Genomic DNA, 12,393 nt, shown 5'->3' with positions numbered 1-12,393 from the left:
TGTTACGCAGACCCGTGTCACAGTTTACCGTAACCCCGGCAGGCTTACAGGTCGCTCAGGTAGCCTTCCTCCCGGGCCAGCAGCAGGAGCGCGTAAACGCCGTTCTCCGGTAACCTGGGTTCCAGCCCCTCATCAAAAAGGAGTTGCCGGCGCCGGTCTTCCAGGCTTTCGCTATCCATCCCGCTGATCAGGTCGCCAATGGGAGCGATTTCAAAGGGAGGCTCGTGCCCGATGGCGCTGAACATAAGATCCACCAGAACCTCATCGGGGTCCAGGCCGTCAACATAGACCGTCTGATCGGGCAGGTCCTCATGGAGCTCCCGGGCGATCTCCAGCAGCGGCACGCCCTGTTCTTCGAGGTAACGAAGGTCGGTGTCCCCCAGGTCGCCATCCTCTGGCAGCCAGTCGTCCTCAGGTGCAATCACTACGGTTTTCATCTGGCCATTGGCGAGGGACCAGGCGATGGCGGTGGGAAACAGGGCATCGTCGGTCTGGCAGTATTCGATGTCCAGAAAGCGGGGTATCGACACAGTGAGCTCCGGAGTTGTTGGTAAGTGCGTATTTCAGCGAAGGCGGCCGCAGTAGGAGCGGAAGCGGCTTCGTGCGATACTGTGACCGCCATTATCATGCAATCAGGAAGATCATGGAACATACTGAATTCAATAAAGACTTGATTGGGTTTTTGAACGCTTCACCCACGCCCTGGCATGCGGTGAGCACCATGAAAGAGCGCCTTGTAAAGGCGGGTTTCGAGTGTCTGGATGAGCGTGACCAGTGGGCGCTGCAGCCCGGCCGCGGGTATTTTGTGGTACGCAACGGGTCGTCGATCGTCGCCTTCCGCACCGGCAAACGGGATTTGGCCGGCTCCGGTATCCGCATGGTGGGTGCGCATACAGACAGCCCTTGCCTGAAGGTAAAACCAAACCCCGAACTGCGCCGCAAAGGGTATTTCCAGTTGGGCGTTGAGGTATACGGTGGCGTGCTGTTGAACCCATGGTTCGACCGGGATCTGTCGCTGGCGGGCAGGGTGACCGTGCTGGATGATCAGGGGCAGGTTCAGGATGTGTTGGTAGATTTCCGCAAGCCTCTGGCGGTTATTCCGAGCCTGGCCATTCACCTGGATCGCGAAGCCAATAACAGCCGCAGCGTCAACGCCCAAACCGATCTGCCGCCGCTGCTCATGCAGGCGCCGGAAAACGATACCACGAGCTTCGCGGACGTGTTGAAACAGCAGGTAGCCCGTGAAACCGGTGTGAATGCCAGCAAGGTGCTTGGGTACGAGCTGAGTTTCTATGATGCACAGGGGGCATCGCTGGTGGGCTTGAAAGATGAGTTCCTGAGCTCTGCCAGGCTCGATAACCTGCTTAGCTGCTTTATCGGTTTGCAGGCGCTGATCGAGACTTCCGGCAACGAAGCTGCGCTACTCGTGTGTAATGATCACGAAGAAGTGGGGAGTATGTCGGCGGAAGGTGCTCAGGGGCCGTTTCTTGGCGCTGTTCTTGATCGCTGGTGCGGTTCTGAAAAAGCACGAATCATCGCGCGATCCATGATGATCTCTGCCGACAATGCCCACGGTGTCCACCCGAACTTCGCAGACAGGCACGATGAAAATCATGGGCCGTTACTGAACCGGGGGCCGGTTATCAAGGTGAACCATAATCAGCGTTACGCCACCAACAGCCGTTCTGCTGCACTGTACCGTCATATCAGTGATGAGCTGGGGTTGCCTCATCAGACGTTTGTAGTGCGCAGTGATATGGCCTGTGGCAGCACCATTGGTCCGTTGACAGCGGCAGTGCTTGGGGTGACAACCCTGGACATCGGCGTGCCCCAGTTCGCCATGCACTCGATTCGCGAAACAATCGGAACCCGCGATGGTTACACCTTGTTCCGGGTGCTCCGGGAATTCATGCAAAGAGCTGAAGTTTTCTGAGGGCAAAAAGAAAGGCCGCTGATAAAAAATCAGCGGCCTTTCAGAATAAGTGGCTCCCCGACCTGGGCTCGAACCAGGGACAAACGGATTAACAGTCCGTTGCTCTACCAACTGAGCTATCGGGGAACAGCGTCGATGTGGCGCGCATATTAATGGCTTTAATTGGGTACGTCAACCCCCTGAATTAAAAGGTCAAAAATTGTACAGAAGTAAGCAGGATACCTATCGCCCACCGGTCTGGTTACGCAATGGCCACCTGCAATCGGTATGGCCAACCCTGTTTCGAACAGTCCGTTTGCCTGAGCCGCAATCCGAGATTCTGCCGACCCCAGACGAGGATGAACTCCATCTGGACTGGTATCGCCAGGGTAGCGACCGGCTCGCGGTGATTTCTCATGGCCTGGAAGGGAACAGTCGGCGATCCTATGTGCTCGGGCTGGCGAGGGCACTGATGGCCGACGGCTGGGACGTGCTCGCCTGGAATTTCCGTTCCTGCGGTGGTGTGATGAATCACCGGCCTCGTTTCTATCACAGTGGCGCGACCGGCGATTTGCAGGCGGTGGTTCGTCGCGGGCTTCAGGAGAAGTATGGGCAGCTGTTTCTCTCGGGGTTCAGTATGGGGGGAAATCTTACTCTCATGTATCTTGCCGAACAGGGCGAACTGATCGATAGCCGGGTTTGTGGTGCGGTCACTTACTCGGTACCTCTGGATCTGGCGGGCAGCGCTGATGTACTGGCACTGCCCAGCCGGCGCATCTACATGCAGCGCTTTCTGAAAGACCTCCAGGCCAAAATCCGGCAAAAATCGGAGAAATTTCCTGACCTGGTTGATGTCTCTGGTTTCGAAAATATTCGCACCTTCCATGAGTTTGATGACCGATACACGGCGCCGCTGCACGGCTTCAAGAATGCAAAAGACTATTGGGCCCGCTGTTCAGCCCTGTTTCGGTTAAAGGACATACGGGTACCTGCACTGGTGCTCAACGCGGCAGACGACCCGTTTTTGTCAGCCCTGTGCTATCCGCAGGATAAGTCGGTACTGGGCGCCCACGTGGTGCTGGAGGTGCCGCGTTGGGGTGGCCATGTGGGGTTTGTGCAACACGCTCGCGATGGCTTTTACTGGTCCGAACGACGTGCACTGGGATTTGTGCGTGACGCCTTCCGGACTTCGTAAACGCAACCGCAGGCAATGGGTGATGCCTGCTGTGGATCAGCCGGGGCTCCCCTCACTCAGCAGGGGTTCCAGTTTCGGCCAGACGTTATCCAACAGGATGGGTTGAGCCGCTTCGGTAGGGTGGATGCCGTCACTTTGCATTAAATGGCTGTGGTTATAGATATCTTCCAGAAAAAAGGGAACCAGAACGGCATCATACCGGTCTGACAGGGTCGGATAGATGCTGGCAAACATACGGGTGTAGCGCTGGCCATAGTTGGGTGGTATCTGCATGCCCACCAGAACCGGTGTTGCATTGCTATCCAGCACCTGTTCGATTATGGCAGCGAGGTTGGATTCGATGACGTTGGGCGGAAAGCCTCGCAGGCCGTCGTTGCCGCCGAGCTCAATAATCACGATATCGGGATGGTTTTCCTGCAACAATTCCGGCAGGCGGCGCAAGCCGCCATCGGTCGTTTCGCCGCTGATGCTGGCATTGACCACCGACCAGTCCAGCTGGTGGTTGTCGAGACGATTGCGGAGCAGTTGAACCCAGGCGGTTTCAGAGGGGACACCGTAGGCTGCACTGAGGCTGTCGCCGACCACCAGAAGCGTTTTCTGGCTAGCCAGGGACGGCATCGCCAGTGCAACAAACACCAGCAGCAGGATTGATCTGACGTACTGCAATACCGTATGCATAATGAGTGGATTTTCCTTACCAATTTCAACGGACAATATCACGGAGCGACAGTGAACCAGATAACTAACCCGGGAAAAACAGACACTGACCCCATGCTGCGGGTGAGCAACCTCACCCACAGGGTGAATCTGGAGACTGATACGCTGACGATCTTGCAGGGGGTCAGCCTGGAAATCAAACGAGGAGAATCGGTCGCCATCGTCGGTCGCTCCGGTTCCGGTAAGACGACGCTGCTCGGACTACTGGCGGGCCTGGACACACCCAGTGAAGGCACTGTGGAGCTGGAGGGGGCGGTCATCAGCCAGTTAAGCGAGGATGAGCGGGCCATGTTGCGTGCCCGACGGGTTGGTTTTGTCTTTCAGTCATTCCAGCTGCTTCCGGCACTGAGCGCCCTGGAGAACGTGATGTTACCACTGGAGCTTGCCGGTATGGATTCGCCGGAACAGCGGGCCACCGAGCTGTTGCAAAGGGTGGGGCTGGCTGAGCGGCTTGCCCACACCCCGCGCCAGCTGTCCGGGGGTGAACAGCAGCGCGTGGCGATAGCCCGGGCATTTGCCTCGGATCCCGTGGTACTTTTTGCCGATGAACCCACAGGGAACCTTGATAACCGGACAGGCCAGGCGGTGTCTGACCTGTTGATGGATCTTAACCGGGAGCAGGGTACAACGCTGGTCATGGTGACACACGACGAGCACCTCGCGGCCCGGTGTGCCCGCCAGTTGCACATTGAGGCCGGAAGTCTGACGGAGCCCCTGCTGGCTCAGGAGTCTGCAGACTGATGGCTGCTGCAAAAAAACTGATGTCAGTAACCCGGGACTGGCGCGAACGGGATGTCCGGGTTGTTCTGGTGGCGCTGGTTATTGCGGTTGCGACCGTGGCAACCATTGCCCTGTTTGCCAGCCAGTTGCAGAGAACGCTGGTTTCCTCGGCCAGCTCTTTTCTGGCGGCTGATCGCCAGTTGGAAGCCGAGAATGGCAGGCCGGTGCCGGAGGCCTGGATGCAACAGGCCAGGGAACTGGGCCTGGAGACCGGCCGGATGGTGGAGTTCTCAACCATGGTGTTCGGCGAGGCCGGTTTTCAGCTGGTATCCGTAAAAGCGGTCAGTGATGAATACCCGCTGCGCGGCGATATCGAGGTACAGGCGGGCCCCAGCGCTACCAGAGATCTGGTCAGCCGCGGCCCGGTACCCGGAGAGGTTTGGGTGAATCCCCGGCTGTTGCGGTTGCTGGAGTTGAATATTGGCGACACGCTTGAGGTGGGCAACCTGCGGCTGGAGATAAGCCGTTTGCTGGTGCGGGAGCCAGACGGCGGCTTCCGATTGTCCTCCCTTGCCCCCAGAGTAATGATGCATGTGGATGATGTGTCCCGAACAGGCGTTATTCAGGAAGGCAGCCGGGTAGAGTACATTTACCTGTTCGCCGGGGCAGACGACACACTTGAAGGCTACTATCAATGGCTGGCGCCGCAATTGGAGCCCAGCCACGAATGGGAAGGCGTGCGGGACGGGGAAACCTTTTCCCGTTCGCTGGAGCGGGCAGAGCGTTTTCTGTTGCTGGGCGGCAGCCTCGCTGTGTTGCTCGCGGCTGTGGCTGTTGCCGTGGCCAGCAGACAATATGCGTTGGCTCAGCGGGATACGGTGGCGCTGCTGAAAACACTGGGGCTGTCAGGCCGGGGCATAGGGATGCTGTATCTGCGCCGGTTAGGCCTTTGGGGGCTGGCTGGAACCCTGGGGGGCCTTGCCATTGCCCTGCCGCTGTTTGGCCTGCTGGTCAGCCTGCTAAGCCAGGTGCTTGAGCGCCCGGTAGACTACCAGTTGGATCCTGCCGCCCTGGTACCTGCTATTCTGACCGCGCTGGTGTCGCTGTTTGCATTTGCTTATCCCCCCGTGCGTCGGTTGCGGCAAGTACCCGCTATGAGGGTGTTGCGCGCCCAGCCCGGCGAGACGGGCCGAGAAGCGATTCCGGACATTCTGCTGGCGGTATTCGCGGTGTTCGGGCTGGTCTGGTTGTACGCAGGCGAGTTGGTTCTGGTGGTGTCCCTCCTGGGAGGCCTGGTCTTGCTGCTGGCTGTTCTGGCCCTGTTGGGCTGGGGCATGATCGCTGTATTACGACGGGTTCGTGGTGGTGGCAATGCCTGGCGGCTGGCGCTGGTGGGGTTATATCGGCATCGTCGTGCCAGTATGGCGCAAATGGCCGTCTTTGCGATGACCCTGATGCTTGCGTCGACACTGGTACTGGTGCGCTCGTCGTTGCTGGACGACTGGCAGGCTCAGTTGCCGGAAAACACACCGAATCATTTTCTGATCAATATTGCACCGGACGCGGTTCAGGATGTCGAAGCCTTCTGGGCTGAGCGCAGTGCCGGGCTGGATACGGTCTACCCTATGGTGCGGGGCCGATTGACAGGCCTGAACGGCCGCCCCGTCAAAGAGGCTGTCAGCAAGGACGAACGCATTAATGCCCTTAACCGGGAATTGAACCTTACCTGGATGGATGAGTTACCCGCGGATAACCGGATTGTGTCTGGCCAGTGGTTTCGCCCGGGCCAGACCGACGGCGTCTCAGTCGAGGCAGAACTCGCGCAACGGCTCGGGCTTGAACTGGGGGATATATTAACCTTCACCATCGGCTCAGAAACCGTCAGCGAGCCGGTCACCAGTATCCGCACGGTAGAATGGGACAGCATGAAGCCGAACTTCTACATGGCATTTCCGCCCGGTGGCGGCTTGCAGAATATGCCGGCAACCTGGATTACCAGTTTCTATCTGGAGGCCGACCAGAAACTCGCACTGAACGACTTCACGCGCAGGTTCCCGACGGTGTCGGTGTTGGAGGTCGACCACATCATTGAGCGCATCCAGCAGATTGTCAGGCAGGTGACTCAGGCCATTGAAGCCATACTGGCGTTGATTCTGGCGGCAGCACTGGTGGTAATGGCTGCGGTAATCAGTGCAACACTGCGCGACCGACAGCGGGAAGGGGCGCTGCTCCGAACCCTTGGCGGGCAGCAGGCCCTGCTGGCCAGGAGCACCATGCTGGAGTTTGCGTTGCTGGGCTTTTTTGCCGGGACGCTGGGCGTTGTTGCAGCAGAGGCTGCTGTATACGCTTTGCAGGCGGGAATGTTTCAGGGCACTTTCCGCTGGCACTGGCAGGTTATTCTGCCCATACCGTTGCTGTCCGCAGGGCTACTGGCTCTGTTTGGTCGCTGGCAGCTGAGGCCGGTGTTGTCGGTCTCGCCCATGCTGCTGCTGAGGCGACTGGAGTGAAGTATTGGAATTTAACGGTATTTCGAGAGGATGCCGTCCAGTTCGCCATTCTCGCGAATTTTGACCAGTTCCTTATTGAAGGCATCGGCAAATTTGGAGCGGTCCTTGCGCAGCATGAACCGGAAGCCGAACTGACTGATCGACTCCGAAGAGGTACGGAACTGGTCAGACAACCCCTCATTTTTCAGGATCCATTGCCCGGCAAGACGATCGGCCAGAGCCGCGTGGAACTGGTCACCATGAAGCACAAACGTGAACAGATCGCGATCCCGGGAGACATCAAAACGGCGAATTCTCCGGTCTGAAAAATACGGCTCCAGCACCGGATAGACGTAGCCAAGGTGGGCGACGATGATCTTGCCGTAAAGATCGGTCGGGTGCTCGTAGCTCAACTCCGAGGCTTTCGGAAAGAAAAACACTTCCTCAACGCTGACCACCGGATCAGTGAACAGATAGTCCCCGGGGTTTTCTGTCCATTCGATCGTGCGTGGGGTGGCATCTATGTAGCCATCGGCCAGCATCGGATCCACCCGTTTTCTGGGAATCTTGACGGGTTCCACATTAAAACCGAGCCTGGGGGCTATCAGGTTCATGACATCCCACATAATGCCGGATGGGCCCTGGTCGCTGACAATCAGATAGGGCGGATAGCCATTCGGCGAAATGTTGAACCTGAGCGTCTGTGGTTCGTCGCCGCTCGGCTCAACCGAAAGCTCGCGGGCAGGCAGGCTCATGGAGAGCGCAGAAACGAGAACGGCAATCAGTGCCAGCAGGGGGGTGCGGCTTGAATAACCGGGTTTTCTCATGGCGATACTCTTGGTGCAGCAATGTTGTTCGATCTATCGGTTCGCCCGGCTCGTTCCATGCCAGTATCGGGTTAGGGTATTACCTTTTTGTTGTCGGTTTCAATAAAACCTGTATTTAGTTTCGGCTAATACCGGAAACCCGAGGCACCGGTATCAGCCTGCCCATTAAAGCCGGACTTAACCCCAGGCCCTTTGCAATACGGTTTTTGCGTCCTCAAGAGACACTTCCCTGGGATTGAACATGATGGAGCCGTCATCCAGAGCCAGTTTGGCAATACTGTCGAGCTGGCCCTCCAGTACCTTGCCCGTTTCTTTCAGGGTTCGGGGCAGTTCGCACAGCTCAAACAATCGATCCCTGAGTTTTCGGATGGCAGCGATACTGCCCTCTGCCCGGTGAGATGCGGGAGTAGCCGAGTAAACCTCCGGCCCCTCCAGATAAAGCAACAGCTCGCCGAGAGGTTCTCGAATCGACTCGAGATTGAACTCCAGAACGTAGGGTAAGTAGATGCTCATGCACATGCCGTGCGGCAAGTGACAGATGGCCCCGGTAGCGTGCCCGAGTGAATGCACCAGGCCAACCATGGAATTCGAAAACGCGATACCGGCCATGGTAGAGGCCTGGGCAAGTTCCAGGCGGCCTGCACTGTCTTTCGGGTTAGCCATTACTGCGAGCAGGGAGTGGCTGATTTTTTTCAGCGCAGCGGTGGCGTAGGCATCGCTGAGCGGATTCTTCGCCATACAGGTGAACGCCTCGGTTGCATGGGTGAGAGCGTCCATGGCGGTTGCGGCCGTAATGTGTGGCGGCAGGGTCAGCGTCATCCTGGGGTCGATAATGGCGGCATTTGGTAGCAGGAATGAGGAGGTGAACGGGAGTTTCACATTCTTCTTTTCATCGGTAATGACCGCCACCGAAGTGACCTCAGAACCGGTACCCGCCGTGGTGGGTACCACAAAGAATGGCTTGAGGGGGCGCTTGAGCACCCCGGCGCCGCTGTATTCGGCAATATCATCACCGCCTTCGGAGACAAGAATGTTGACCGCTTTGCCGGTATCAATTGCCGAGCCGCCACCCACAGCGATGATGGAGTCGCACTTCTCTGCCCGGTAGATACGGGCGATTTCCCGAACCACCGTGGTGGAGGAATCTGGAGGCACTTCATCGTAGATGGACGCGATCTCCAGCCCGCCCTCTTTACAGGCGGCTATTACGGGATCCAGAAGCCCGGCGGCACGGACACCTTTGTCGGTGACAATCATCGGACGTTCGGAGGCCAGCCCGGTAAGTTCGTAAGGCATATGTTCCAGAGCGGATTTGCCCGCAATCACTTTTACCGGGCAGAAGAACTCGTAGTATTTGTTGGTCATTATGATCTCGCTGTCTCGACGAAATTGGTGGCAACTTTCAGGTAAATTCTGGCGGCACGCACCAGTTTTTCCGGCAATTTAATGTTGGCGGGGTATTCTTTCACTGCCCGTTGAGCCACCAGTTTGGGGAGAATGAACGATTCCAGGCGGTTAAGAACCCGCGTTATGCGCACGGCATAACTGATGTCACCGTCTACCAGCATCCGATCGTTGGCAAAAGCGACTGCGGTCTTTTCCTGGAAGGACAGTACCAGGAAGGCGTGGGCAATGTGTTTGAACTGGATGGATAGGTCGACAGGGCGGGGTGGCTCGTCGCCATGGTAAAGCAGGCGGCCAGTCCCTGTGTGCTCAACGATCAGTGCAGGGCCATGGGGCATCACACGCATCTCGAACAGAAAGCCATCAGGCAACTCTATGGTTTCTGAGCGGGTACTTTCATCCACCTCGCTGATGGCCTGAAGTGCCCGGCCCATCACCTGAAACATCAACTCTACATATGCCCGCCGGGCATTGAACATCATTGGTTTAAGTCGCTTTCCCATCATGGTCGCCTTCCGGTAATTGACACTTTGTCTGATTTTTAGAGTTATTGCTCTAAAAGTCAATGTAATCATTGACGGGGCTGAGCAGTCATTGCAGCAAATGTGACCGGCATAAAAAAACCGGGCGCTTGTCGGGCCCGGTTTTTTGATGTCAGTATTACTTCGTCATTTCAGCCAGTTTTCGCTGCGCCTCGGCGCCTATGTCGCCCCCCGCCTCTGCTGCCCTGGAGTAGTAGGCGACCGCATTGCTTCGTTGGCCCTGCTGGCGGGCAATATCACCCAGCCTGAGATAAGCAATGGAGGTGGGTACTACCTGGTTCGCCTGCTCAAGATGGCTGCGGGCTTTGTCCAGGTTGTTCATCGCCAGATGGTTCAGACCACTGTACAGCTGATAGGTGAACATTTCCGGGTACAGCGAGACAGCTTTGTCGAAATCTGCCTGAGCCTTGTCCAGTTGCTTCTGCTCGCGGAGGATGCGCCCGCGCAGAGCGTAAAACATCGCTTCCCGGGGCTCCATTTCGATTGCCGAATCCACTGCTTTCAAGGCTTCCGCGAACTCGCCTTTGCTGGCCAGCTCCATAGCTTTGTCGTGTGCTTCGTAGGCTGGTGCCAGCGCCTTCAGCCGGGCAAGGCGCTTCTGGTACACCTCTTGCCCGCGATAGCCTCCGGCACCGACCTTTTGCACCAGAGACTGGTTTTCATTGACCCGTTTGGCAGATGGCGGGTGGGTGGCAAACAGCCCGTCAAGCCAGCCCGCCTGGCGCCCTTGAGACATCTTTAAAAAAAGTTCCTGCAGTTCCACGGCTGCCTGTGGATCGTAACCGGCCTTTTTCATGTATCGAATGCCATAGGCGTCGGACTCCAGTTCGTCTCCCTGGCTGTACTGGGCAAGCGCCAGTTGTGCGCCAACCGCGGCGCCCCCCATGATCAGGTTGGCCCAGCTGTTATCAGAAAGGGCCAGCCCAAGGCCTGCAACACCTGCATTAATAAGCATGCCCTGCTGCATGCGCTGAACGCTGTGGCGCGCTGCTGCATGTACTATCTCGTGGCCCAGCACCGACGCCAGCTGAGCTTCGTCTTCCAGCTGAACCAGTAGCCCCCGGTTGATGGCAATCTTGCCACCCGGCAGAGCCCAGGCATTGGGCACGCTGCTGTTCAGCACTACAAATTCATAGGGAAGGTCCGGCCTGTCGCTCACCCGGGCCAGCTTCTGGCCTACCTCCCGCACGTAAACGGTCAGTTCCGGATCTATGTAGAATCGGCCGCCCTGAGTTTGCTGGGTGGGCGTATACTGTTCTGCGCCAAGGGCCAGTTCTTCGTTCTCCGAAATCAGCGATAGCTGTTTCTCGCCGGTAACGGGATTGACCGAGCACCCTGAAACCAGGGTGAGTAGCAGGGCCAGCATGGCCACTGAAAGTACGCGTGACAGCTTTCCTTTAAACACCTGTTGCTCCTTTTGGATGAAAATCTGTGTGAGATCCATTCGGGTACCTGTGTGTGGCATCTGTGAATGTGCAACAATCTTCGATAAATCCGGATTTTATAGCATATCGCCGTAAGGGTTTCTTTAACGGTGTTGGCGAACCCGAATTGTCCGGCACAGGCTGGTTTGCGTATCATTCGCTTACAGTTGATTTCCAGGATCTCCCTGAATGAATGATGAAACCCGCATTACCCGGGTCAACCGGTTTATCAGTACCCTGAACCAGGCAAGGCAGTTGGGCCTTAATGCCATCGAAGCAAGCAAAGGCCATCTTGTGGTCGAGTTGCCTTACAGTGACGCGATTATCGGCAATCCGGACACGGGCGTTATTCACGGTGGTGCCATTACTACCTTGATGGATACGGCCTCCGGCTCGGTAATGATCTGTGCCCTGGAGGATTTCGAGCTGTGCCCGACACTGGATTTGCGCGTGGACTACATGCGCCCTGCGGAGCCCCGAAAACCGGTGTATGCCCGCGCAGAAACTTACAAAATTACACGCAACATTATATTTACCCGCTGTGAGGCCTACCAGGAAGGTGGTGAAACCATTGCCAACTGTGTGGGTACGTTTATGCGGATCGGTAAAGAGGCCTCGCCAAAATCCTATCGGGATCTGATCACCGGAGGTGCCGAATGACCGATCTGGAAATTTTCAAGCACACCCGGGAAACCGGCGATTTCACACGGATGCTGCAGAGCATCCCGTACGCAACCTGGATCGGCCTGCAGTGCGAGCGTTTCGGGGACGATCTGATCTTCCGGTTGCCGAGAAAAGAAGCAAACCTCGGCAACCCGATTCTGCCTGCGATTCATGGTGGCGTAATCGGTGGTTTTATGGAGATGTCGGCGGCGATTTATCTGATTATGTCCCGGGATACGCTCAGAATGCCTCGCATTGTCGACTTTTCGCTGGACTACCTGCGTGCAGGGCTCGACCGGGAAACCTACGCCGAATGTCGGCTTACCCGCCAGGGTAACCGGGTGGCCAATGTGATGATCACTGCCTGGCAAAAGTCCCGCTCTGAACCCATCGCAACCGCCAGGGCGCATTTTCTGCTGGAAGACTGATTTTGCGTGCTCGCCGGGGTTGAAATACTCCGGCCAACCCCCACTCTCTTGCTCATCGAATTGTTTCTTTATTTG

Annotated in this window: 12 protein-coding genes and 1 tRNA gene; 6 read left to right on the top strand and 7 right to left on the bottom strand. The window is 57.1% G+C overall.

Translation table 11 applies throughout. The features are described from left to right. Positions 1-44: 44 nt before the first annotated feature. The gene (locus tag C7H09_RS19455) at positions 45-530 is read right to left on the bottom strand and encodes a hypothetical protein (RefSeq protein WP_106765713.1); all 486 of its coding nucleotides are present in this window, start codon (positions 528-530) and stop codon (positions 45-47) included. 113 nt (positions 531-643) lie between these two features. Between C7H09_RS19455 and C7H09_RS19450 the strand changes: the two genes are divergently transcribed. Next, positions 644-1,933, top strand: coding sequence for a M18 family aminopeptidase (locus C7H09_RS19450; protein WP_106765712.1), 1,290 nt, complete (start codon positions 644-646; stop codon positions 1,931-1,933). A gap of 50 nt (positions 1,934-1,983) precedes the next feature. Here the strand turns inward: C7H09_RS19450 and C7H09_RS19445 are convergent. Next, a tRNA-Asn gene (locus C7H09_RS19445) sits at positions 1,984-2,059 on the bottom strand. Between the two features lie 73 nt (positions 2,060-2,132). Between C7H09_RS19445 and C7H09_RS19440 the strand changes: the two genes are divergently transcribed. Continuing rightward, on the top strand, positions 2,133-3,107 hold the full coding sequence (locus C7H09_RS19440; protein ID WP_106765711.1) for a YheT family hydrolase: 975 nt from the start codon (positions 2,133-2,135) through the stop codon (positions 3,105-3,107). A 36-nt stretch (positions 3,108-3,143) separates the two neighbouring features. On the opposite strand, the gene C7H09_RS19435 is transcribed toward C7H09_RS19440, so the two are convergent. Continuing rightward, a complete protein-coding gene (locus tag C7H09_RS19435) occupies positions 3,144-3,785 on the bottom strand; it encodes an arylesterase (protein ID WP_106765710.1) in 642 nt (213 codons plus the stop codon). Positions 3,786-3,878: 93 nt separating this feature from the next. Between C7H09_RS19435 and C7H09_RS19430 the strand changes: the two genes are divergently transcribed. Next, positions 3,879-4,565: an ABC transporter ATP-binding protein gene (locus C7H09_RS19430; RefSeq protein WP_106765709.1), complete on the top strand. Its 687-nt coding sequence runs from the start codon at positions 3,879-3,881 to the stop codon at positions 4,563-4,565. Further along, complete coding sequence (locus C7H09_RS19425) at positions 4,565-7,051, top strand: ABC transporter permease (protein WP_106765708.1); 2,487 nt, start codon at positions 4,565-4,567, stop codon at positions 7,049-7,051. Before C7H09_RS19430 ends, C7H09_RS19425 begins: the two co-directional genes overlap by 1 nt. An 11-nt stretch (positions 7,052-7,062) precedes the next feature. Here C7H09_RS19425 and C7H09_RS19420 read toward each other — a convergent pair whose 3' ends face one another. The 4 genes from C7H09_RS19420 to C7H09_RS19405 all read right to left on the bottom strand — a co-directional run bounded on the left by C7H09_RS19420 (position 7,063) and on the right by C7H09_RS19405 (position 11,169). Further along, positions 7,063-7,857, bottom strand: a complete 795-nt coding sequence (locus tag C7H09_RS19420) for a substrate-binding periplasmic protein (RefSeq protein ID WP_240616671.1) — start codon at positions 7,855-7,857, stop codon at positions 7,063-7,065. 177 nt (positions 7,858-8,034) lie between these two features. Next, positions 8,035-9,222: an iron-containing alcohol dehydrogenase gene (locus C7H09_RS19415; protein WP_106765707.1), complete on the bottom strand. Its 1,188-nt coding sequence runs from the start codon at positions 9,220-9,222 to the stop codon at positions 8,035-8,037. After that, positions 9,222-9,767, bottom strand: coding sequence for a hypothetical protein (locus C7H09_RS19410; RefSeq protein WP_106765706.1), 546 nt, complete (start codon positions 9,765-9,767; stop codon positions 9,222-9,224). Before C7H09_RS19410 ends, C7H09_RS19415 begins: the two co-directional genes overlap by 1 nt. 154 nt (positions 9,768-9,921) lie before the next feature. Continuing rightward, complete coding sequence (locus C7H09_RS19405) at positions 9,922-11,169, bottom strand: M48 family metalloprotease (RefSeq protein ID WP_106765749.1); 1,248 nt, start codon at positions 11,167-11,169, stop codon at positions 9,922-9,924. Between the two features lie 247 nt (positions 11,170-11,416). On the opposite strand from C7H09_RS19405, the gene C7H09_RS19400 reads away from it, so the two are divergent. Together C7H09_RS19400 and C7H09_RS19395 are read left to right on the top strand one after the other, a co-directional pair. Beyond that, complete coding sequence (locus C7H09_RS19400; protein ID WP_106765705.1) at positions 11,417-11,887, top strand: PaaI family thioesterase; 471 nt, start codon at positions 11,417-11,419, stop codon at positions 11,885-11,887. Continuing rightward, positions 11,884-12,318, top strand: a complete 435-nt coding sequence (locus C7H09_RS19395; protein WP_106765704.1) for a PaaI family thioesterase — start codon at positions 11,884-11,886, stop codon at positions 12,316-12,318. The genes C7H09_RS19400 and C7H09_RS19395 overlap by 4 nt, the downstream gene beginning before the upstream one ends. The last annotated feature ends 75 nt before the right edge of the window (positions 12,319-12,393 follow it).

The organism is Marinobacter fuscus (assembly GCF_003007675.1).
Lineage (GTDB): Bacteria > Pseudomonadota > Gammaproteobacteria > Pseudomonadales > Oleiphilaceae > Marinobacter > Marinobacter fuscus.
The sequence above is the reverse complement of the archived record's forward strand: the minus strand, read 5'-3'. Positions and strand labels throughout refer to the sequence as shown.